This window comes from Tenacibaculum sp. M341, assembly GCF_004337695.1.
Taxonomy (GTDB): domain Bacteria; phylum Bacteroidota; class Bacteroidia; order Flavobacteriales; family Flavobacteriaceae; genus Polaribacter.
Genome location: NZ_SJXJ01000009.1, coordinates 90543 through 112270, shown reverse-complemented (window position 1 = coordinate 112270; position 21728 = coordinate 90543). Strand labels below are relative to the sequence as shown.

The 21728-nt window shown below is 30.2% G+C and carries 20 protein-coding genes; 8 read left to right on the top strand and 12 right to left on the bottom strand.

Going from position 1 to position 21728, the window contains the following annotated elements:
• Nucleotides 1-70: 70 nt before the first annotated feature.
• The 3 genes from EYW44_RS11885 to dnaA are packed head-to-tail and all read right to left on the bottom strand — an operon-like array spanning nucleotide 71 to nucleotide 2670.
• Nucleotides 71-775, bottom strand: coding sequence for an SAM-dependent methyltransferase (locus EYW44_RS11885; RefSeq protein WP_132723888.1), 705 nt, complete (start codon nucleotides 773-775; stop codon nucleotides 71-73).
• Nucleotides 765-1232, bottom strand: coding sequence for a low molecular weight protein-tyrosine-phosphatase (locus EYW44_RS11880; RefSeq protein WP_243643650.1), 468 nt, complete (start codon nucleotides 1230-1232; stop codon nucleotides 765-767). The genes EYW44_RS11885 and EYW44_RS11880 overlap by 11 nt, the downstream gene beginning before the upstream one ends.
• A gap of 13 nt (nucleotides 1233-1245) precedes the next feature.
• Nucleotides 1246-2670: a chromosomal replication initiator protein DnaA gene (dnaA, locus tag EYW44_RS11875; RefSeq protein WP_132723887.1), complete on the bottom strand. Its 1425-nt coding sequence runs from the start codon at nucleotides 2668-2670 to the stop codon at nucleotides 1246-1248.
• A 182-nt stretch (nucleotides 2671-2852) separates the two neighbouring features.
• Between dnaA and EYW44_RS11870 the strand changes: the two genes are divergently transcribed.
• The 4 genes from EYW44_RS11870 (at nucleotide 2853) to secA (ending at nucleotide 7690) form a co-directional block, all read left to right on the top strand.
• Nucleotides 2853-3254, top strand: coding sequence for an acyl-CoA thioesterase (locus EYW44_RS11870; protein WP_373681063.1), 402 nt, complete (start codon nucleotides 2853-2855; stop codon nucleotides 3252-3254).
• Between the two features lie 80 nt (nucleotides 3255-3334).
• A complete protein-coding gene (locus EYW44_RS11865; RefSeq protein ID WP_132723885.1) occupies nucleotides 3335-3907 on the top strand; it encodes a cob(I)yrinic acid a,c-diamide adenosyltransferase in 573 nt (190 codons plus the stop codon).
• A 99-nt stretch (nucleotides 3908-4006) separates the two neighbouring features.
• Nucleotides 4007-4228 (top strand): DUF2795 domain-containing protein, encoded by a 222-nt coding sequence (locus tag EYW44_RS11860; RefSeq protein ID WP_100924424.1) that lies wholly within the window; start codon nucleotides 4007-4009, stop codon nucleotides 4226-4228.
• A 117-nt stretch (nucleotides 4229-4345) separates the two neighbouring features.
• Nucleotides 4346-7690: a preprotein translocase subunit SecA gene (gene secA, locus EYW44_RS11855; RefSeq protein ID WP_132723884.1), complete on the top strand. Its 3345-nt coding sequence runs from the start codon at nucleotides 4346-4348 to the stop codon at nucleotides 7688-7690.
• Nucleotides 7691-7781: 91 nt separating this feature from the next.
• Here the strand turns inward: secA and msrB are convergent, their stop codons facing one another.
• The gene (gene msrB / locus EYW44_RS11850; RefSeq protein WP_132723883.1) at nucleotides 7782-8261 is read right to left on the bottom strand and encodes a peptide-methionine (R)-S-oxide reductase MsrB; all 480 of its coding nucleotides are present in this window, start codon (nucleotides 8259-8261) and stop codon (nucleotides 7782-7784) included.
• Nucleotides 8258-9133 carry an alpha/beta fold hydrolase gene (locus tag EYW44_RS11845; protein WP_132723882.1) on the bottom strand — a complete coding sequence of 292 codons (876 nt, stop codon included), beginning with the start codon at nucleotides 9131-9133 and terminating at the stop codon, nucleotides 8258-8260. The genes msrB and EYW44_RS11845 overlap by 4 nt, the downstream gene beginning before the upstream one ends.
• 123 nt (nucleotides 9134-9256) lie before the next feature.
• Here EYW44_RS11845 and EYW44_RS11840 point away from each other — a divergent pair, with 123 nt between their 5' ends.
• Both EYW44_RS11840 and EYW44_RS11835 read left to right on the top strand, forming a co-directional pair.
• A complete protein-coding gene (locus tag EYW44_RS11840) occupies nucleotides 9257-10090 on the top strand; it encodes a M48 family metallopeptidase (RefSeq protein WP_132723881.1) in 834 nt (277 codons plus the stop codon).
• Between the two features lie 85 nt (nucleotides 10091-10175).
• A complete protein-coding gene (locus EYW44_RS11835; protein WP_132723880.1) occupies nucleotides 10176-11477 on the top strand; it encodes an MFS transporter in 1302 nt (433 codons plus the stop codon).
• Between the two features lie 130 nt (nucleotides 11478-11607).
• Here the strand turns inward: EYW44_RS11835 and EYW44_RS11830 are convergent, their stop codons facing one another.
• Genes EYW44_RS11830 through EYW44_RS11815 form a run of 4 tightly spaced genes read right to left on the bottom strand, consistent with a single transcriptional unit; the run spans nucleotide 11608 to nucleotide 16073 of the window.
• Nucleotides 11608-12321: a DUF6733 family protein gene (locus tag EYW44_RS11830; protein WP_132723879.1), complete on the bottom strand. Its 714-nt coding sequence runs from the start codon at nucleotides 12319-12321 to the stop codon at nucleotides 11608-11610.
• Between the two features lie 11 nt (nucleotides 12322-12332).
• Nucleotides 12333-13091, bottom strand: coding sequence for an enoyl-CoA hydratase-related protein (locus EYW44_RS11825; RefSeq protein WP_132723878.1), 759 nt, complete (start codon nucleotides 13089-13091; stop codon nucleotides 12333-12335).
• A gap of 19 nt (nucleotides 13092-13110) precedes the next feature.
• Nucleotides 13111-14424 carry a hypothetical protein gene (locus EYW44_RS11820; protein ID WP_207893775.1) on the bottom strand — a complete coding sequence of 438 codons (1314 nt, stop codon included), beginning with the start codon at nucleotides 14422-14424 and terminating at the stop codon, nucleotides 13111-13113.
• Nucleotides 14425-14429: 5 nt separating this feature from the next.
• Complete coding sequence (locus tag EYW44_RS11815; RefSeq protein ID WP_132723876.1) at nucleotides 14430-16073, bottom strand: AMP-binding protein; 1644 nt, start codon at nucleotides 16071-16073, stop codon at nucleotides 14430-14432.
• A gap of 162 nt (nucleotides 16074-16235) precedes the next feature.
• On the opposite strand from EYW44_RS11815, the gene EYW44_RS11810 reads away from it, so the two are divergent.
• The gene (locus EYW44_RS11810) at nucleotides 16236-16964 is read left to right on the top strand and encodes a response regulator transcription factor (protein WP_132723875.1); all 729 of its coding nucleotides are present in this window, start codon (nucleotides 16236-16238) and stop codon (nucleotides 16962-16964) included.
• Nucleotides 16936-18444, top strand: a complete 1509-nt coding sequence (locus EYW44_RS11805; RefSeq protein ID WP_132723874.1) for a HAMP domain-containing sensor histidine kinase — start codon at nucleotides 16936-16938, stop codon at nucleotides 18442-18444. The genes EYW44_RS11810 and EYW44_RS11805 overlap by 29 nt, the downstream gene beginning before the upstream one ends.
• On the opposite strand, the gene EYW44_RS11800 is transcribed toward EYW44_RS11805, so the two are convergent.
• The 3 genes from EYW44_RS11800 to EYW44_RS11790 are packed head-to-tail and all read right to left on the bottom strand — an operon-like array spanning nucleotide 18434 to nucleotide 21599.
• Complete coding sequence (locus EYW44_RS11800) at nucleotides 18434-19630, bottom strand: alanine dehydrogenase (protein ID WP_132723873.1); 1197 nt, start codon at nucleotides 19628-19630, stop codon at nucleotides 18434-18436. The genes EYW44_RS11805 and EYW44_RS11800 overlap by 11 nt on opposite strands.
• Nucleotides 19630-20043 (bottom strand): tRNA (adenosine(37)-N6)-threonylcarbamoyltransferase complex ATPase subunit type 1 TsaE, encoded by a 414-nt coding sequence (gene tsaE, locus EYW44_RS11795; RefSeq protein WP_132723872.1) that lies wholly within the window; start codon nucleotides 20041-20043, stop codon nucleotides 19630-19632. Before tsaE ends, EYW44_RS11800 begins: the two co-directional genes overlap by 1 nt.
• A gap of 17 nt (nucleotides 20044-20060) precedes the next feature.
• Nucleotides 20061-21599 (bottom strand): bifunctional response regulator/alkaline phosphatase family protein, encoded by a 1539-nt coding sequence (locus EYW44_RS11790; protein ID WP_132723871.1) that lies wholly within the window; start codon nucleotides 21597-21599, stop codon nucleotides 20061-20063.
• Between the last annotated feature and the right edge of the window lie 129 nt (nucleotides 21600-21728).

The window sequence follows — 21728 nt, the reverse complement described above, 5'->3', positions numbered from 1 at the left end:
TAGAAAAATTACCTCATAAAAAAAGGATTAAGTCAAAAACTTAATCCTTTTATTTTATCTAAAATATAATTTATGCCTGAATAATAAAAATAGCAGGACGTTTGTGTAAATCTGGTTTTTCAGATTTCCACTCATTTATAGTTAATGTTTTAATATACTCTGTAGGTAAAGAAATATCACAAGCAACACATAAATAAGTGTTAGGACTTAATGATGATTTTAATTGATCTAACATTTTTTCATTTCTGTAAGGTGTTTCAATGAAAATTTGCGTTTGATCCTTATCTCTAGAAAGTCTTTCTAATTCTTTTATTTTCTTTTTTCTATCTGCTTTATCAATGGGTAAATATCCATTAAAAGAAAAGTTTTGTCCATTCATACCTGAAGCCATCATTGCTAACAAAATAGAAGATGGACCTACCAAGGGTATAACTTGAATACCTTTTTCATGTGCTTGTTTAACCACAGTTGCTCCAGGATCTGCAATGCCAGGAACACCAGCTTCTGATAAAATACCAACAGAAACCCCTTCATTACAAATATCTAAGTAATTTCTAGTTTCAAGTTCGTGAGAATATTTATCAATCATCATAAAATTTAAAGATGATTGCGCTTTGGTAGGTGTAATTTTTTTGATGTATCGTCTTGCTGTTTTTTCATTCTCAACAATAAAATAATCTAACTTTTCAATTACTTTTTTTACAGAAATTGGCATTACCTCTAGAGGTTCAGTATCTCCTAATGTAGTAGGAATTAAGTAAAGTTTACCTAGCATAGTCGTCATCATTAATTTTAGAAGCAATTACATTACATGCTTCATCTAACATATCAAATACATTTTTAAAACCATCATCACCACCATAATATGGATCAGGAACGTTAAAGTTACTGTTTGGGTGAGATTCATTTAAAATCATTTTTACTTTCTTAATATCCTCTTCATTTTTAGAAAGTGCTACTATATTATTGTAATTACTTTCATCCATAGCGTAAATTAAATCATAAGAATTAAAATCAGAAGCTACGAATTTACGAGAACGCTGTGCACTAATATCGATATCATTTTTATCAGCAATATCAATAGATCTCCTGTCTGGTTTTTCACCAGAATGATGACCGGAAGTACCAGCAGATTCCACAATAATTTTATTAGAATCAACTTTTGATTTTAAAATACCTTCGGCAAGCGGCGAACGGCATATATTCCCCAAGCAAACCATGAGTATTTTCATAAAATCTATTTATTTAAAATGTTAATTTCTTAGTTAAGTCTTCTACGTACTTTCTAAATTGTTTGTCAGTTTCAGTAAGATTATCAACCGTTTTACAAGCGTGTAATACAGTAGCATGATCTCTCTTTCCAATTTGGCTACCAATACTAGCTAAAGAAGATTTAGTCATTCTTTTAGCAAAATACATAGCTAATTGACGAGCTTGTACTACATGTCTCTTTCTTGTTTTTGATTGTAATGTAGCAACATCCATATCAAAATACTTAGATACTACTTTTTGGATATAATCAATAGAAACTTCCTTTTTAGTATTCTTTACAAACTTATCTACAATTTGTCTAGCCAACTCTAATGTAAACTCTTTTCTGTTGAAAGAAGCTTGTGCAATCATTGAAATTACAACACCTTCTAATTCTCTTACGTTAGATTTTACATTTTTAGCGATATACTCAACAATATCTTCTGGCATTTCTACACCATCTCTGAAAAGTTTGTTTTGTAAAATAGAAATACGAGTTTCATAATCAGGACTTTGTAGTTCTGCAGACAATCCCCATTTAAATCTAGATAGTAAACGTTGTTCAATATCTTGCATATCAACAGGAGCTTTATCAGAAGTTAAAATAACCTGTTTACCATTTTGGTGTAAATGGTTGAATATATGGAAAAATACGTCTTGAGTACCTGCTTTACCTGATAAAAATTGAACATCATCAATAATTAACACATCAATCATTTGATAGAAATGAATAAAATCATTTCTAGTATTTGATTTTACAGAATCAATAAACTGTTGTGTGAATTTTTCAGATGAAATATACAATACAGTCTTATCTGGGTATTTATCTTTAATATCAACACCAATAGCATGCGCTAAGTGTGTTTTACCTAAACCAACTCCACCATATATTAATAATGGATTGAAAGAAGTACCTCCTGGTTTATTAGCAACAGCAATACTTGCAGATCTTGCTAATCTGTTTGAGTCTCCTTCAATAAAATTATCAAAGTTGTAATTAGGGTTTAATTGTGATTCAATTTTTACCTTTTGTAAACCTGGAATAATAAAAGGATTCTTCAGCTCTCTTTTTGATTCAATAGGAACTGATACCTTTTGTGGTTTTAATGGGTTTCTGTTTGAACTTGGTATTTTAACTGTCTGTGGACTATTACTACTGTAAGTATTCTCCATGCGAACATCGTAAATTAATTTAGCGTGTTCTCCCAACTCTCTAACCAATGCAACTCTTAGTAATTTAATGTAATGCTCTTCTAACCATTCATAGAAAAACTTACTAGGTACTTGAATTGTTAAAGCTTCACCCGATAACTTTATAGGTTTGATAGGTTCAAACCAAGTTTTATAAGCTTGCAACTTAATATTATCTTTAATAAAAGATAAACAATTCGACCATACAAAATCAGCAGTTTTATTCATTTAAGCTATTCAGAAAATTAATCTTTTTTACAATTTTTTTCTTGCAAAAAAACAAAGTTATATATCTCTCTTACGGGTCAACAAAAGTGTGAATAAATTTCAGTAAAAAAAAATCAAAATGCTGTTGATTATTATTTTTTTTTTACGTAAGATTAAATTTTAAACGTAAAAAATCAGCCTTGATAAAATTTTATACTAAAGTAAAAGTTCGATACTCCGAAACCGACCAAATGGGGGTAGTGTATCACGGAAATTATGCGCAATATTTTGAAATTGGTCGAACAGAATGGCTCCGTTCCCTAGGAATTACATACAAAAATATGGAAAAAACTGGAATAATGCTTCCTGTGATATCTTTAAACAGCAAGTTTAAGAAATCAGCATTGTATGATGATGACTTAACAATTGTAACTTATCTTAAAAAAAAGCCTAGTGTCAAAATAGAATTTGATTATGAAATAATCAATCAACATAACGAAATAATATGTCTTGGAAATACTGTTTTAGCATTCATTAATATGGATACAAAAAAGCCAATGCGATGTCCTGAATATATTTTAGAAAAAATTCCAGAAATATTATAAAATTTAATTTTTCTTAAACTATATTTAGTTTCCTCTAAAACGTATGTAAACAATCAACAACTAAAACACAAAAAGCATACATGAAAATTTACACTAAAACTGGTGATAAAGGAACCACAGCTTTGTATGGAGGTTCTAGAGTACCCAAACATCATTTACGGATTGAATGTTATGGTACAGTAGATGAGTTAAACTCATACATAGGTCTTATCAGAGATCAAGAGATTGATAACAACACCAAAGAAGCTCTAGTAAAAATTCAAGACGAATTATTTACACTAGGAGCAATGTTAGCAACTCCAAAAGAAAAGGAAATATTAAAAAACGGAAAAGAACGTTTAAATATTCCGAAAATCAATTCTGAATATATTGAATATTTAGAAGCACAAATGGATCAAATGAATGATGAGTTACCACCAATGACTCACTTTATTTTGCCAGGAGGTCATCAAACAGTGTCATTTTGTCACATAACACGTTGTGTATGTAGAAGGGCAGAGCGCTTGTGTGCTGCGTTAAATGATGAAGAAGACATAGATAATAATATATTAATGTATTTAAACAGACTTTCTGACTACCTTTTTGTATTGGCACGAAAGTTGACCAAAGACTTGCAGGCAAATGAGGTAAAATGGATACCTAATAAGCTATAAGAAAAGTTCTTTATTTTATTAATTACAGATTTTAACAAAAAAACTTGACTTTTTAAGTTAAAATTTTATTTTTGCAGAAAACTAAAAACAGATTTAGAAATGTATTGGACACTTGAATTAGCATCTTATTTAGCAGATGCACCATGGCCTGCCACTAAAGACGAATTAATTGATTATGCAATTCGTACTGGTGCTCCTCTAGAAGTGGTAGAAAACTTACAAGATATAGAAGATGAAGGAGAGATATATGATTCTATCATTGAAATTTGGCCAGATTATCCAACAGAGGAGGATTATCTTTGGAACGAAGATGAATATTAAATAAAAAAAATAAAATTAAAAGTCTCAAAATCAGAGGCTTTTTTTTTGCTTACTTTTAAGCATTTACATAAACTAACTATATACTAGTAAAAAATACTAGATAAAAACATATAAATAATGAGCATTTTAAACTCTATTATAAAATTATTTGTAGGAGATAAACAGCAGAAAGACTTGAAGTTACTGCAGCCTATTGTAGAAAAAGTAAAGACTTTTGAACCACAATTAGCTAGTTTATCACACGATGAGCTTAGGGCAAAAACAATAGAATTTAAGTCTAAAATAAAAGAAGCTACAAATACTTTTGAAACTCAAATTAGTGAGTTAGAAGAAGAAGTTAAAACAGCAGATATTGATCGTCAGGAAGAAATATATGCTCAAATAGATAAGCTAAAAGATGAGTCTTATGCTGCTTCTGAAAAAGTGTTAGAAGATATTATGCCTGAAGCGTTTGCTGTTGTAAAAGAAACAGCAAAACGTTTTGCAAATAAAGAAGAAATAGAGGTGTCAGCAACTCCTTTTGATAGAGAATTATCTGCTACTAAAGAGCATGTCACTTTAGAAGGAGAAAAAGCATTTTGGGCAAACTCTTGGGATGCTTCAGGAAAAGAAGTTACTTGGGATATGGTTCATTATGACGTTCAGTTAATTGGTGGATCTGTTTTACACCAAGGTAAAATTGCTGAGATGATGACAGGGGAAGGTAAAACGTTGGTTTCTACATTGCCTGTTTATTTAAATGCTTTATCTGGTAAAGGAGTTCATGTTGTAACAGTAAATGATTATTTAGCAAAACGTGACCGTGCATGGATGGCTCCAGTTTTTGAATTCCATGGTTTATCTACTGCTTGTATCGATGATCATCAACCAAATTCTGAATCAAGAAGAAAAGCATATAATGCAGATATTACTTACGGAACAAATAACGAATTTGGATTCGATTATTTACGTGATAATATGGCTTCATCAAAAGAAGATTTAGTTCAAAGAGCACCTAACTATGCAATTATTGATGAAGTTGATTCTGTTTTAATTGATGATGCTCGTACACCACTTATTATATCAGGACCAATTCCTAAAGGAGATATTCATGAATTTAATGAATTAAAACCTTTAGTAGCTGACATTGTAGGTTTACAAAGTAAATATTTAGTAGGTGTTTTAGCTGAAGCTAAAAAATTAATCAAAGAAGGTGATACCAAAGAAGGTGGTTTCCAATTATTAAGAGTATATAGAGGTTTACCTAAAAATAAGGCACTTATTAAGTTTTTATCTCAAGAAGGAGTGAAGCAGATTTTACAAAAAACTGAGAACTTCTATATGCAAGATAATAATAAGTTAATGCCAGAGGTTGATGCTGAATTGTGGTTTACTATTGAAGAAAAAAACAATCAGATCAATTTAACCGATAAAGGTGTTGCTCATTTATCAGAAAGAACTCAAAATAATACATTTTTTGTATTACCAGATATCAGTATAAAAATTGCCGAAATAGATGGTAGTGGTAATACTCCAGAAGTTAAGGCAGAGCAAAAAGAAGAATTATATCGTGAATTTAGTGTGAAGAGTGAAAGAATTCACACTATGAACCAACTTTTAAAAGCATATACATTATTTGAAAAAGATGTTGCTTATGTAGTTGTTGATAATAAAGTAATGATTGTAGATGAGCAAACAGGTCGTATTATGGACGGTCGTCGTTACTCTGATGGATTACACCAAGCGATTGAAGCAAAAGAAAATGTAAAAATTGAAGATGCTACTCAAACTTTTGCTACAGTAACATTACAAAATTACTTCAGAATGTACCGTAAGTTATCTGGTATGACAGGTACAGCAATCACAGAAGCAGGAGAATTCTTCGAAATTTATAAATTGGATGTTGTTGAAATTCCAACAAACAAGCCAATTGCTCGTGATGATAGAGAAGATATGTTGTATAAAACAACAAGAGAAAAATATAACGCAGTAATTGAAGAAGTTTCAAGATTAGTTGCTGAAGGAAGACCAGTGTTAGTAGGTACAACTTCTGTAGAAATTTCTGAATTGTTAGGTAGAATGCTTAAAATGCGTAAAATATCTCACAATATATTAAATGCAAAATTACACAAGAAAGAAGCAGATGTTGTAGCAGAAGCTGGGAAACCAGGACAAGTAACTATTGCAACAAACATGGCTGGTCGTGGTACCGATATTAAACTTTCTGATGAAGTTAAAGCTGCAGGTGGTTTAGCTATTATTGGTACAGAAAGACATGATTCTCGTCGTGTTGACCGTCAGTTAAGAGGTCGTGCTGGTCGTCAAGGAGATGTTGGTTCTTCTCAATTTTACGTAGCGTTAGATGATAACTTAATGCGTTTATTTGGTTCTGAAAGAATCGCTAAAATGATGGACCGATTAGGGTTAAAAGAAGGTGAAGTAATTCAAGATAAATTAATCACAAGAACTATTGAGCGTGCTCAGAAGAAAGTAGAAGAAAATAACTTTGGTATTCGTAAGCGTTTATTAGAGTACGATGATATTATGAATGCACAACGTGAATTCGTATACAAGCGTCGTCGTCATGCATTAGATGGTAAAAGATTACAAATAGACATTGCAAATATGATTTATGATACTTGTGATGTAGTTGTAAAACAAAATAAAATTAATAACGATTTTCAAAATTTCGAATTTGAATTAATTCGTTTTTCTTCAATGACTTCTCCTTTTTCTGAAGAAGAATTTAAGAGTAAAGACGAACAATCGTTAATAGATGATTTATATAAAATCGTTTCTGAACACTATAAAAATGATGCTGAAAGAAATGCAGCTATTGCATATCCGGTGATTAAAGGTGTTTTTGAAAACGAAGGAGATCGTTATGAGCGTATAGTTGTACCTTTTACAGATGGAGCTAAAACAATTCGTGTAGTAACAAACTTAAAAGAAGCATATGAAAGTGAAGGACAATCTTTAGTAAATGATTTTGAGAAGAATATCACTTTAGCAATCATTGATGAAAATTGGAAAGATCATTTACGTAAAATGGACGAGTTGAAGCAAACAGTTCAAAATGCAACTTACGAGCAAAAAGATCCGTTGTTAATTTATAAGTTTGAAGCTTTTAAATTATTCCAAGAAACAATTGATAAAGTAAATAAAGAGGTACTTTCTTTCTTATTTAAAGGAAAGTTACCAACAGAAGATCAATCTCAAATTTCTGAAGCAAGAGAAGAGAAGAAAGAAAAGTTAGATTTAAGAAAAGACGAAGTACAAAACTCTACACAACAAGCTTTTAATAATGCTCGTCAACAACAAACTCAAGAGCAGCAAGTAGTTGAAACTATTGTTAGAGAACAACCAAAGATTGGTCGTAACGAAAAAGTTACTATTAAGAATGTAATGTCTGGTGAAGAAAAAACAGTAAAATTTAAACAAGCTATTCCTTTATTAGAAAAAGGTACTTGGGTATTAGTATAAAATTTCTTTACAGAATTCACTATAAAACAAAAAAAACTCAGAAGTTTATCTTCTGAGTTTTTTTATATGTAAAAATATAAATTAGCGTTTATTATTTTTTAGGTACAAATTTTAAAGCCACTCCATTAATACAATCTCTCATACCAGTTGTTTGTCTTGGTCCATCATTAAAACGATGTCCTAAATGACCTCCACAAGTATTACATTTAAGTTCAGTTCTAGCATATCCAATTTTGTAATCGGTATCAGTTTCTATATTTTTTTCAATAGCCTTATCAAAAGAAGGCCATCCTGAACCTGAGTTATATTTTCTATCAGAATTATATAGAGGAGTGTCACAAGCTACACAAGCATAAGTCCCTTTTCCTTTAAAAGTGTTAAACTCACTTGTATTAGGTCTTTCAGTACCAGCTTTTCTTAAAACATAAAATTGCATAGGAGTTAATGCTTTTTTCCATTCTTCTTCTGTCTTCTCAATTTTATACTTTGATATTTTTTTATCTTTTTGAGCAATCGATTGACACGATATCAGTAAAAAGAAAATAGTACAGCATGTAATTAAATTTTTCATTCGTTATGTTTTATAAAATCTACAATTCTTGCAGTTGTATTTTTATCACGTAATATTTTAGTATGACCTAAACCACTTGTAATAAAAATAGAACCTTGTTTTAAACTTTGACGAATATTGTAAGCACAACTTACAGGAACATCACCGTCTAAAGAATCGTGAACCACTAAAGCAGGAATATCAACTTCTTTTGCTTTTGCAGAACTAGCATAACTGTCAATATCCATTTCATGTTTTTGATCGTAAAACTTCTTTAATTTTGTAGCCACTTTAGGTTTTAAACTCAAGTTTTTGATAAAATTTTTAATTATGTCAGAAATTTTATCACCAGAGCCTATACTAACCATAGATTTTACCTTAACACCTTCGGCAATAGCACTATAAAGACTCATTCCTCCTAAAGAATGACCAACCGCAGCATCAAAAGGTCCCAACTTTTCATCAATTTCCTTAATAGCATCTATAAAATCAGGCATTAAGGCCGATTTTCCTTCTGAATTCCCATGAGAAGGAGCATCAAAAGAAATAATCATATACCCATTTTCTAATAACTTATCAGCAACCATAAATAATTGTGTACTTCTTCCACACCAACCATGAACTAATAATACTTTTTTCTTTGAAAATCCATAAGTAAGTATCTCAATTTCTTTGTTGATACTTGGAACCATTAGTCTACTTTTTTGAGCACTTTTCCACATCATTTTCTCACGTTCAGGAGTTGGAAATTTAACTGGAGTAGAAAATAATTTAGCAGAAAATTTTGTAACTAAATTACCAGAGAAAAATTGAATTGTTTTAGCTAGATTTTGGATTTTATTAGGAATTGAAATACTTGCAGGTAAAAGCTTTTCTTGATTTGCTTGAATCATAGTTGTTTAAAAATTTTCATTGTAAAGATAGAATTTGTATATTTAAATTACCATTAAAAAGTGACTTTATACCCCAAATTTGAGTCATATCTATTAGTATTTGCAAACATAAAAACAGTATTAATGAATAGATTTATCATAATGTTTGGTATTGCATTGTTATTTGTACAATGTAGCACAGTGCCAATCACAGGAAGAAAGCGTATCAATTTTGTAAGTGATGCACAGGTTTTACCTATGAGTTTTCAACAGTACAGCGGTTTTCTAAAAGAAAATAATAGCAAAATTGTTAAAAACACATCACAAGCAAGAGAATTACAAACGATAGGAAAGAATGTTGCAGCAGCTGTGGATCGATTCATGAGAGCTAACGGAATGACTAGTGAAGCAAATTCTTACAAATGGGAATTCAATTTAATCAATGATGAGACTATTAATGCTTGGTGTATGCCAGGAGGTAAAGTAGTTTTCTACACAGGTATAATGCCTATTTGTGCAAATACAGATGGTATTGCAGCTGTAATGGGACATGAAGTTGCGCATGCTTTTGCAAAACATGGTCAAGAGCGTATGTCTTCATCTCAAATACAACAATTAGGAGGTGTTGCATTAGCAGTAGGTACCATGAACAATAAGAATGCTCAATTATGGAACATGGCTTATGGTGTTGGTTCTCAATTAGGAATGTTAAAGTTTAGTAGAACTCACGAAACAGAGGCTGATCATTTAGGTTTAGTATTTATGATTATGGCAGGATATAGAGGAGAAGAAGCAGTTAATGTTTGGGTACGTATGAGTGAAAATGCTAAAAAATCTGGTAGACAAGCTCCTCCTGAGTTTTTAAGTACCCACCCTTCAAACCAATCTCGTATTGTTGAACTAAGAAAGTATTTGCCTATAGCTAAGCGATATGCAAATCAGTATAACCAACAAGCTGCAGCAATGCTAAAAAAATAAGCAAAAAAATACATTACTTTTTAAGTATATTGCAAACCGTTCTTTATTTTTAAAGAACGGTTTTTTTAATTAAGTATATTTAAAAATGAAAATAGGAGATAAAAAATTAATCAATGCATGGGCATTTTATGACTGGGCTAATTCGGTATATTCATTAGTAATTAGTACAGCTATTTTTCCTATGTATTATGACGCAATAACAGAAAGTAAAATTATTGAATTTATGGGGATTGAATGGGAACACCCAAATTCATTATATACCTATGCTTTGTCTTTTTCATTTTTAATAGTGGCATTTATATCACCTATTTTATCTGGAATTGCAGATTATAGGGGAAATAAAAAGAGTTTTATGAAGTTCTTTTGCTTATTAGGAAGTTTATCTGTAATGAGTTTGTATTTTTTTTCCGGGTGTGAAACAACTTGGATAGGAATTGTAGCTAGTATTTTAGCAAGCATAGGTTTTTGGGGAAGTATTGTTTTTTATAATGCTTATTTACCTGAAGTAGCCCACCCTGAAGATCAAGATAGGGTAAGTGCTAAAGGTTTTATTAATGGATATATTGGTTCTATTTTATTATTGTTAATATGCTTAGTACTGATTTTATTTCCTGATAATTTTGGAATTACAAAAGGAATGGCTTCTCGTATTTCATTTGTAATTGTAGGAATTTGGTGGTTAGGTTTTGCACAAATAACTTTTAGAAGATTGCCTAAAGACAAAAAAATACCAAAAGATCAGTTAGAAGAAGGCTATTTATGGAAAGGTTTTCAAGAATTGAAAAAAGTACTACAAGAAGTAATAGATCATCATCCTGCTTTAAAAAGGTTTTTAATTACATTTTTCCTGCTGAGTGTAGGAGTACAAACTATTATTTTAACTGCTACGCTATTTGGTACTTCTGAATTAAAACTAAAAAGTACCCATTTAATAGGGACTATATTAGTAATACAACTATTAGCAATTGGTGGCGCTTTTATTTTTTCGAGAATTTCAGAAAAATATGGAAACATAACTGCGTTAAGAATTACCATTGTTATTTGGATGATTATTTGCTTTGGTGCTTTTATGTTACATAAAGATTTGGATAATATTTTAATTTATTTTTATGCTTTAGGTGGTGTTTTAGGTTTGGTTTTAGGAGCAATTCAATCATTGGCACGCTCTACTTATTCTAAATTATTACCTGAAACAGAAGATCATGCCACTTATTTTAGCTTTTTTGATGTTACTGAAAAAATAGCCATTGTATTAGGGACTTTAATTTATGGTTTACTGTTTGCAATCACAGAATCAATGCAGTGGAGTGTGTTGTGTTTAGCTATTTTCTTTTTATTAGCTTTTATAATGTTATCTACTATAAAGAAAACAAAGTATGTTTCTTAATAGTAACAGTATACAAATATTACATACTATTATAAAATATAGAAAAAATAAGAGGTTGTCTAAAAATAGACAACCTCTATTTAAATTCATTAAAGTTGATTTTCTCTAATGAATTCCCCCAATTATAGGTTTATAATGGAATAAAAGCCTGAATCTTATAGAATTCATCAGCATTTAGCATATCATTAGAAACATTTGGTCCGGCTGCAAAACGAAACCAAACACCGTTATTTAAGGTAGCTTTTACATATCCTCCTAAAAATTGATACAATGTTTTAGTATCTCCATTATCAACTCTTGCTTGTCCTAAGTGTTCATAAAATGCTCCAAAAGAAAAATGTTTGCTCACTTTATAACCAGGAATTACCCAATTCAACATTAAATCTTGAGAATTTCCTTCACCTCTCATACTCATGTAATAAGCATGATACGTTTCAAATTCAAATTTTCCTGAGTTGTAAAAAGCAAGTACGCTTGGAATAAAACTTTCAGCAATTTTTGTTCCTGCTGTATTAGAAAGTAATTTACCATGACCAAATCCAATACTAGGGTTTACATATAATTTTCCGTTTTTAGAGGCAAATCCTAAACCTACACCTGTTTCTAAAAACAAGTCTTTACCTTGATTTCCAAATGAAGGGTTTACCCAAAAAACACTGTAAAAAGTTAAGTTCGTTCTTGGTTTAAGTTCATAGGTACCTAAAAATACATTGTTAAACCCAGCTCCACTATTGTGAATAGGCATCATTGCAAATGTTGTTTTAGATTCTTTGTTTTTTTCTTCTTGTGCGTAAGAAATGAATGATATTGATACTATAATTAATAATAAAATTGATTTTTTCATGATTTGTTTCTTTAATTAAATTTTGGAATTCTTTTTTCTAAAAATGCGTTCATACCTTCTTGTTGGTTTTTGGTATGAAAGAGCGAATGGAATACTTTACGTTCGAATACAATTCCATCTTTTAGACTACTTTCTAGTGATTGATTGACTGCTTCTTTGGCTGCTATTAAAGCTGTTTTTGAATAATTTGAAACTAATGTGGCTTCTGATAAAACATGATCTAAAAAGTTGTTTGTTGGTAAGATTTTAGAAATTAACCCTGTTTTTTCAGCTTCTTCAGCAGTCATTGTTCTGCCAGATAAAACTATTTCCATAGCTTTAGATTTACCAATTAATTTTGTTAGACGTTGTGTACCACCAATACCAGGTATGACACCAAGTTTTATTTCTGGTTGACCAAATGAAGCAGTATCTGATGCATAAATAATATCACACATCATTGCTAGTTCACAGCCACCACCAAAAGCATAACCATTTACAGCAGCTATGATTGGAGTTTTTATTCTTGAAAAGATTTCCCAATAACTGAAGTAATCTTCATGAAACATCTGAGAAAAATCTTTCTCAGCCATTTCTTTAATGTCTGCCCCAGCACAGAAGGCTTTATCATTTCCAGTGATAACAAAACACCTTATTTCTGAAGATGAATCATACTTTTGTAATCCAGCAATCAACTCGTGCATTAATTCAGAATTTAAAGCATTTAATGCCTTAGGACGGTTTAATTTGGCAATAACGATCCTATCTATTTTTTCAAATAGTACATTCATAATAAAAATAAATTGATTTTTATGAGTCCCAAATAGCCCCATACGCAGGTATACCAAGGTATTCCATGTTATGTACGACTTTTTGAGTTAAACTTTGATTAGAGATACAAATAATAGCTTCTGCATTAAACTCTTTACAAACTTTGTAAGTGAGTTTAACTAAATCTGGCTTACCTTTTTCATCAGTATTCCAAATAATAGCGTTAGGTTGTACTTTTTTAATTTCATTTACTAAATCTTCACCATATGTTTTTTCCGGAGATCTAGTAGACCAAATAAGGACAGATGGAGTTTCATTTAAGAGTAAATGAGGTAAACACGGACCAATACCACTTCCGGTAGCTACCCAAATAACTTTGTTAAAAAGTTTATCTACATTACCAACTCCAGCTGTAGGAATTCCTTTAACCCATATTTTTTGAGGTTTATCAGTAATGAATCTGCCTGTCCAATCTCCAGCTCTAGAAATAGTTAATCTAAACCCACTTTTATCTGGTGAAGGTACATTGGCAAAAGAATGCCATTCTAATAAAGGATTTCTACTTAAAGCTGTTGAAGAACCTGCAAAAGGAGTAACACCATAATCAAAAGTAGTTAAGGCTACATGATTTGACGGACTTACAATTTCAATATCTACTTTCTTTAAACGTAACCATGGTAAAATAACACTCACTGTAATGGCTATCAAAATCCAGAAATCTAAATTTTCCCATACTTGAATAGAAGGATCTTGTAAATTCAAAAAAAGAAACATCTGAACCCAGAATAATGCTAACACTGTCCATCCACCAATTCTATGTGTAAATTCAAAATGATTATGAAATTTAGCTCTCATTTTTGGTAATGCCATTATAATTATAATGCTTAATAAGCATACAATAATGGTTGTTATTATAATAATTGCACTATTAATAAATCCTTCAGTATTATAAAAAGTATAATAAAGCATCCAAACAAAAATGAAGTACCAAATAGTTCCCATAGAAGCACTAGAACTATGTAGTCCACCAAAATGATACACTTTAGCACAAATTCTTCGGATAAACAAAGGCCAATTTTTAGGAACGCTTGTGGCAACTTTAAATAAAAAATTAATTACATATTGTTGCCGTATTAAAATAGCAAGTGTAAAATTGAAAAGTATCACTCTAGATACTTCAAGAATAGCCAAATTATCAAGTTGAAACCAGTTCCAAGAATAAATACCTTTGTATAAAATGTAAGTATTTATAAGGGTAATAAGAATAAACAACCTCTTGTAAGGTATTAATAAAGGATGTTTACCTAATCTATACAACAAACTTTTCTTAGGAGGTAAAATAATATTTTCCATAAGTGTTATTTTGTATATGAAACTCTTAATAAACGCTTATCTATTTTTCCTCTGGAAGTTTTAGGTAATTCTTTTAGAAATTTAAAATCGCTAGGAACATAATAATAAGGTAACTGATCTTCAATTGCTTTTTTGATTTGTTCAATGAAATCATCTTTTTGAGATTCAATATTTACATCAGAAGTTAAACCAATAAAAGAGACTAAATGATTTTTATGTTTTAATGTTACAGCCCTTTTAACTTCTTTAAAACATTCAATAATCTTACTAATAGCATCTAATTCAACTCTAAAGCCTTTAATTTTTACCTGATCGTCTATACGACCATAGTGTATCAGTTCTCCGTTTTTGTTCCATTTTCCTAAATCACCAGTATTAAACATTTTACTGTTATTTTTTAAAAAAATATCATCAGCATAACGTTTACTATTCAATTCAGTATTGTTTATATAACCATTTGTTACACAATCTCCGCCAGCCCACATAATACCAACTTCACCAATTGCCACTGGTTTTTGATCTTCATTTAATACATATACAGTGTTATTAGGAGTAGGTTTACCAATAGAAAGCTCGAAACTGTTTGTATCACATTTTTTCATGGTATTTACAATAGTAGTTTCTGTAGGGCCGCAGCAATTGTAAAAAGAACCTTTTTGTGCCCATGTATTTGCTAAAATAGTAGGACAAGGTTCACCAGCTACTGCAACGGTTTTGATGTTATTACATTTTTTCGGATCGATAGTTGTGAGTATAGAAGGTGTTGCAATAATAACATCAGCAAGCTTTGCTGTTTCTTCAATGTCTTTTCCACGGATAAGTAGTGTACCACCATTTCCAAGACATCCAAGAATTTCCCATGCAGCCATGTCAAAGGAAACATTTAAAATCTGTGCTACTTTAACACCACTAGTTATTCCTAAATTACCCGGAGGATTGTATAAAATATTACACAAATTCTTATGTGTAACTTCTACACCATTAGGAGTACCAGTAGTGCCTGAGGTAAACAAAATAAAACAAGTTTTATTTTCATCATCATTTACATGATTGATCAGTTTAATGTTTCCGTATAGGTTTTTGTAAATATCTTTTTTAAGTTCATCATCAATAAAAATTAAAGAATCTTCATTTAAAAAAGTTAGTTTATCTTCATGTCTTGATTGAGATAAAACTAGTTTTAGATTACTTAGATTAGAAATATCTTTAAGCATTGTTTTAGGAACAATTCTAGGGTCTTGAGGTACATATATAGCTCTTAGTTTTAAAGTGGCTAAAATACCAACTAGCATCTCTAAAGATCTTTGTACATACAAGCCTACAGCATCTCCAGCAACTATGCCTTTTTGTTTTAAAACAAGTGCTAAAATAGTAGCTTCATCATCAAGTTGTTTGTACGTTATAGAACTACCTTTGTAAACAGCGGCAACATTATTAGGTGTTTTTGTAGCCCAATACTCGAATGCATGAATAATATTTTTATGGGGTGTTTGTAACTCTTGTGCAATTCCGTATTCGATAAACAAATCTTGATCTTCTTTAGATAAATTGGCAATTGAATTTAGGTTTACCTTATGTTTTAAGGAGCCTACATCTTGATTATCAAACTCGATATAATCAGGATTTTCATTTAAAATTGATTTTTTCATGATTTATTTCTTAAGGTTTAATACTAAAATTGGTATAACTGCAGTTTCAATTTTATGATGTAAAGAACTTTTTTAAATGTTGCAGAAATGTCACAGAAGAGTCATTTATATGTAACATTTAATTTTTTATAACTTTGTTTCACTCCGAATAATTAACCACCGATGAAAAAAATATTAATAATAGATGACGATGAAAAGTTGTCTAAATTATTAGAATTAAATATTGCCTCTATAGGATATGAAGTTGATAAAGCATATGATGGAGAGTCAGGTTTACAATTGGCTCTTAAAAACAATTATGCTTTGATTATTTTAGATATTACCATGCCTAAACTTGATGGAATAGAAGTATGCAAAAATATTAGGGCAACAAAACAAACACCCATAATAATGCTTACAGGAAAATCTGACGAAATAGATAAAGTATTGAGTTTAGAGTTAGGAGCTGATGATTACATAACTAAACCTTTTGGTATTAGAGAATTGATAGCTCGTGTAAAGGCAGTAATACGAAGGAGTACTATTCAGCCACAAAAGAAACAACATAAAGTTTTAAAATATGAAGGTTTGTCTATTAACGTAGATAAGCGTTTGGTTACAGCTCATTCAAGTAGTATTAATTTATCACCTAAAGAATTTGAATTATTAATATTACTTGCTTCTAATCCAGGTAAAATATATTCCAGAACAAATTTATTACAGTTTGTTTGGGGGTACGATTTTAAAGGGTATTCTCGTACCGTAAATTCACATATAAACAGACTCAGAACTAAAATAGAAGCAGATGTTGCAAATCCAAAATTTATTTTAACACAGTGGGGAATAGGCTATAAATTTAATGAAGAATTAAGTATGTACCTAAATGAAGAAATCCCATCTTTTATCCAATAAATTCATCATAAAAATTGGTGCTTTATTTTTGATAATCATTTTAACCATTAGTGTTTTATACATTTTTGTTACTTTTTTTCTGTTAGAAAAGTTTTACAGTCAAACCACACAGAGATTGAATGCTAATGTAGCAGCTCATTTAATTGAAGAGAAGTTTAAAAAGAGTTCTCCTTTTTTAGAAGATGGAGAAATAAATACGGTTCTTTTTGATGATATTATGCATGACATGATGGCTGTAAATAGAGCTATTGAAGTGTATTTGTTAAATGATAGAGGAGGAGTAATGCACTCACTAGTATTGGATCATTCAAATAAATCAGAACCTAAGAAAAAGGTTGATTTAGCTCCTGTAAAAAAGTTTATAGCTAATAATGAAATTTTTATTCAGGGAGATGATCCTAAAACAGGTGATCAAAAGATTTTTTCAGCAGCTCCTTTTAAAATAAAGGACAAATGTGGGTATATTTATGTGATTTTAGCAAGTGAGAGTTATGAAAATGTATGTAAATCAATTTTTAAAGGTTATTTCTCTAAGCTAACATTTGTAACTATATTTATAACAATGCTATTATCTGTAGTAATAGGTTGGATATTCATTATTGTTATTTCTAAAAATTTACTAACGATTATTTACTATGTAAATAGATTTAAAGAAGGAGATTTAGATAGTAGAATACCTAATGCTAAAGAATCTAACTTATCTATTTTGGCAACAACTTTTAATGAAATGGCAAATACCATTTCAATGAATATCAACGAAATTCAATCGATTAATAAGTTTAAAAAAGAACTCATAGCCAATGTTTCTCACGATTTAAGAAGTCCGTTGACTATTATTAGAGGCTACGCTGAGACCTTAAAAGATGCAGAGCAAGAGATTACTGAAAAAAACCGAAAAGAGTTTTTAAATATTATTGAAGATAGCGCTATATCATTATCTAATCTAGTAAATAGACTGTTTGATTACTCTAATTTAGATGCCAATCAGATGCATTTGAATAAAACAGAGTTCTGCATCACCGAATTGATTCTAGAAATAACAAAACGGTATTCAATAATTACTGAAAATAAAAAAATTGAGATGTATGTTTTCTACAATACTAATTGTGAACAGTTTGTTTTTGCTGATAAAAATTTAATTGAAAGAGTTATTCAAAATTTATTGGAAAATGCAATAAAATATACTCCAAGAGAAGGTAAAGTATTTTTTTACATTGAAAAAAATCAAGCAAAAGATAAAATAATCATTAAAATAAAAGACACAGGTCCTGGTATTAGTTTACAAGAACAAAAATTTATTTTTAGTAAATATTTTCAAACAGGTGTTTCCTCCAATAAAAATGGAGTAGGACTTGGTTTGGCTATAGTTAAAAAAATAACAGACTTGCACAATATTGATATAAAAATCTATTGTGAAAGCAATGAGAAAGGATTTGTTTTTGAGTTTTATTTACCTACAAGTGATTTTATTAAAAAATAAGTAAGTTTATGTCTGTAAATGGTAAATCAAACCAATCAGCTACTGTTCTATTAGTAAGTACACCTTTGTAAAAGTACATGCCATTTCGTAAGTTTTTATCATAACGAGCTGCATTTTCTAAACCACCTTCTTCAGCAATATTTAATAAATATGGAGAAAGAATGTTACTAATAGACACCGAGGCTGTTCTAGAGTATCTTGAAGGTATATTAGGCACGCAATAATGAATGACATCGTGAGCTCTAAAAGTAGGTTTGCTATGTGTAGTTACTTTAGAAGTTTCAAAACAACCACCTCTATCAATACATACATCTACAATAACTGCTCCTTCTTTCATTTTTTCTATCATTGCTTCTGTAGCTATAATAGGAGAACGATCTTTACCTCTGATAGCCCCAATAGCAATATCGCATCTCATTAAAGCCTTTAACAATGATTTCGGTTGAACAGTTGATGTATAAATTGGACCAGGAACGGCTTCTTGTAGCCTACGTAGTTTAGTAATAGAGTTATCAAAAACTTTAATTCTAGCGCCAAGTCCCATAGCAGCTTTTGCAGCAAACTTACCAACAGTACCAGCACCAATAATAACAACATCAGTGGGAGGAACTCCACTTATGTTTCCTAATAAAAGACCATTTCCACCGTTTGCTGTAGCCATTAATTCGGCAGCAATATGCATAGATGCAGTACCGGCTATTTCACTTAAAGATTTTAAGATAGGGAAAACACCATCTTCATCTTTCATATAATCATAAGCAATAGCTGTAATTCGTTTTTTAGCTAAAGCTTTAAAATATTCTTTGTTTTGTGTTTTTAGTTGAAGAGCAGAAACTAAATAAGCTTGCGGATTCATCAATTTAATCTGATCTAAAGAAGGCGGTTCTACCTTCACGATAAGATTACAAGAAAATACTTCTTTTACATCATAAGAAATCTTAGCTCCAGCTTCAGAATATTCTTTATCAGAGTAATTAGCACCTTCACCAGCCGTTGTTTCCACCACAACTCTGTGCCCATGTGCAACTAATGCAGCAACTGCATCAGGAGTTAAACTTATTCGTTTTTCTTCAAAGTGTGTTTCTTTTGGTAAACCAATAAATAATTGTCCCTTTTGCTTTTGAATTTCAAGAGTTTCTGGTTGGGGGATTAGTTGCTCTTTGGTGAATGGAGATATTGAACTCATTAATTTTCTGTCAGTTGTATATTTCTTAGATTATTGTTGATTGCTGTTATTTGAATATTAACAGCATTTAAAGGTACTAAATTTTTAATATTTTCTGACCATTCAATTAAACACCAATTATTAGAGTAAAAATAATCTTCAACACCAATATCTAATGCTTCTTCTTCATCTTCAATTCTATAAAAGTCAAAATGATAAATTATTTCACCTTTATTTGTTTCATATTCATTAACTAAAGAAAAAGTAGGAGAACTAGCTATTTCTGTACTTCCCAAAACTTTACAAAGCTCCTTGATAAGCGTTGTTTTACCAACTCCCATTTCTCCGTTGAATAATAAAATTTTATGTTTTGATTTAGCTAATACTTTTTTAGCTATATCATTTAATTCATCTATAGAATAATCAACATTCATTAAATAAAAACTTAATCTTACTTAGATTTATATATAGCGCAAGGTATAATAATTTCTTCTAATGATACACCTCCATGCTGGTAAGTATTTCTGTAATACTTTACAAAATGATTAAAATTATTAGGATAAGCAAAGAATAAATCTTCTTTAGCAAAAATAAAAGGACTATTAATAGCTACACTAGGTAAAAATATATCTTTCGGATTTTTTACCGCATATACGTCTTTATCTTCATAACTTAAACTTCTACCTGTTTTGTACCTTAAGTTGGCACTAATATTTTTATCACCAATCACTTTTGTTGGGTTACTACAGTTAATAGTTCCGTGATCAGTAGTTATAATTAATGTTTGACCTAATTCTTTAGCTTTTTGAATAATTGATAATAAAGGCGAATTTTTAAACCAACTAACAGTTAATGATCTATATGCTTTATCATCACCAACTAGTTCTTTTATTACTTCCATTTCTGTTTTAGCATGAGAAAGCATGTCTACAAAATTGTAAACAACAACAGTTAAGTCGTTTTGTTTAGTACTATTGTAGTTTTCGGCCAAATCTTTACCGTTTTTTAAAGAAGTAATCTTATAATACTCATGTTTAATATCTAAGCTTAGTCTTTTTATCTGTGCCGATAAAAACTCATTTTCAAATAAATTTTTTCCACCTTCATCCGTATCATTTTTCCAATAATCACGATGCTGTTTTTCCATTTCAGAAGGCATTAAACCAGAGAAAATAGCATTTCTAGCATATTGAGTAGCTGTAGGTAAAATACTAAAGTAAGAATGTTCCGTTTCTTTTTTGAAATATGTGTTTATATAAGGTTCAAGAGTTCTAAATTGGTCATATCTTAAATTATCAATAACCACTAATAAAGTTCCATTTTCTTTATCAATGTTTGGTACCACAAAGTCTTTAAATAAAGTATGAGACATCGTAGGTTTTTCACTACTTGTTAACCAATCTTGATAATTGTTTTTTATGAATTTAAAGAAATGAGTGTTTGCTTCAGATTTTTGACTCTCAAGAATTCCTAACATTCCAGGATCATCAATATTTTCAAGTTCAAGTTCCCAGTGAACTAGTCTTTTATATAATTCTACCCATTCTTCATAAGAATTTACCATGGCCAAATCCATAGAAATTTTACGAAATTCTTGTTGATAATTTAAAGTAGTCTTTTCAGATACTAAACGAGAATGATCTAAGTTTTTCTTTAAACTAAGTAGTATTTGATTAGGATTTACAGGTTTAATTAAGTAATCAGCTATTTTTGATCCAATAGCTTCTTCCATAATTAGTTCTTCTTCACTCTTAGTAATCATTACAACAGGCAGGTTAGGTTTTTGTTGTTTAATTAAGTTAAGTGTTTCTAAACCAGTAATACCGGGCATATTTTCATCTAAAAAAACAATATCAAAATTAGTGTCATTAACTAATTCAACAGCATCAGCACCATTGGTACATGTTTTTACTGTATAGCTTTTTTGTTCAAGAAAAAGTATGTGTGGCTTTAATAAGTCAATTTCATCATCTACCCAGAGAATATCCATAGTTGTTAAATAGTTTTTATAGGATGATTAACGTTTAATTTCTTTTTTGTTGTTTAAAAAAACTTAAAAATACGTTAATTAAGTTATACTTCGTTTGGTATAGTTACAAAAATGAGTTTACATTTGTTG

What these genes read in the sequence shown, in the direction of transcription:
- EYW44_RS11885 (WP_132723888.1), bottom strand. Translation starts at nt 775, where the DNA reads ATGCTAGGTAAACTTTACTTAATTCCTACTACATTAGGAGATACTGAA.
- EYW44_RS11880 (WP_243643650.1), bottom strand. Translation starts at nt 1,232, where the DNA reads ATGAAAATACTCATGGTTTGCTTGGGGAATATATGCCGTTCGCCGCTT.
- dnaA (WP_132723887.1), bottom strand. Translation starts at nt 2,670, where the DNA reads ATGAATAAAACTGCTGATTTTGTATGGTCGAATTGTTTATCTTTTATT.
- EYW44_RS11865 (WP_132723885.1), top strand. Translation starts at nt 3,335, where the DNA reads ATGAAAATTTACACTAAAACTGGTGATAAAGGAACCACAGCTTTGTAT.
- EYW44_RS11860 (WP_100924424.1), top strand. Translation starts at nt 4,007, where the DNA reads ATGTATTGGACACTTGAATTAGCATCTTATTTAGCAGATGCACCATGG.
- secA (WP_132723884.1), top strand. Translation starts at nt 4,346, where the DNA reads ATGAGCATTTTAAACTCTATTATAAAATTATTTGTAGGAGATAAACAG.
- msrB (WP_132723883.1), bottom strand. Translation starts at nt 8,261, where the DNA reads ATGAAAAATTTAATTACATGCTGTACTATTTTCTTTTTACTGATATCG.
- EYW44_RS11845 (WP_132723882.1), bottom strand. Translation starts at nt 9,133, where the DNA reads ATGATTCAAGCAAATCAAGAAAAGCTTTTACCTGCAAGTATTTCAATT.
- EYW44_RS11840 (WP_132723881.1), top strand. Translation starts at nt 9,257, where the DNA reads ATGAATAGATTTATCATAATGTTTGGTATTGCATTGTTATTTGTACAA.
- EYW44_RS11835 (WP_132723880.1), top strand. Translation starts at nt 10,176, where the DNA reads ATGAAAATAGGAGATAAAAAATTAATCAATGCATGGGCATTTTATGAC.
- EYW44_RS11830 (WP_132723879.1), bottom strand. Translation starts at nt 12,321, where the DNA reads ATGAAAAAATCAATTTTATTATTAATTATAGTATCAATATCATTCATT.
- EYW44_RS11825 (WP_132723878.1), bottom strand. Translation starts at nt 13,091, where the DNA reads ATGAATGTACTATTTGAAAAAATAGATAGGATCGTTATTGCCAAATTA.
- EYW44_RS11820 (WP_207893775.1), bottom strand. Translation starts at nt 14,424, where the DNA reads ATGGAAAATATTATTTTACCTCCTAAGAAAAGTTTGTTGTATAGATTA.
- EYW44_RS11815 (WP_132723876.1), bottom strand. Translation starts at nt 16,073, where the DNA reads ATGAAAAAATCAATTTTAAATGAAAATCCTGATTATATCGAGTTTGAT.
- EYW44_RS11810 (WP_132723875.1), top strand. Translation starts at nt 16,236, where the DNA reads ATGAAAAAAATATTAATAATAGATGACGATGAAAAGTTGTCTAAATTA.
- EYW44_RS11805 (WP_132723874.1), top strand. Translation starts at nt 16,936, where the DNA reads ATGAAGAAATCCCATCTTTTATCCAATAAATTCATCATAAAAATTGGT.
- EYW44_RS11800 (WP_132723873.1), bottom strand. Translation starts at nt 19,630, where the DNA reads ATGAGTTCAATATCTCCATTCACCAAAGAGCAACTAATCCCCCAACCA.
- tsaE (WP_132723872.1), bottom strand. Translation starts at nt 20,043, where the DNA reads ATGAATGTTGATTATTCTATAGATGAATTAAATGATATAGCTAAAAAA.
- EYW44_RS11790 (WP_132723871.1), bottom strand. Translation starts at nt 21,599, where the DNA reads ATGGATATTCTCTGGGTAGATGATGAAATTGACTTATTAAAGCCACAC.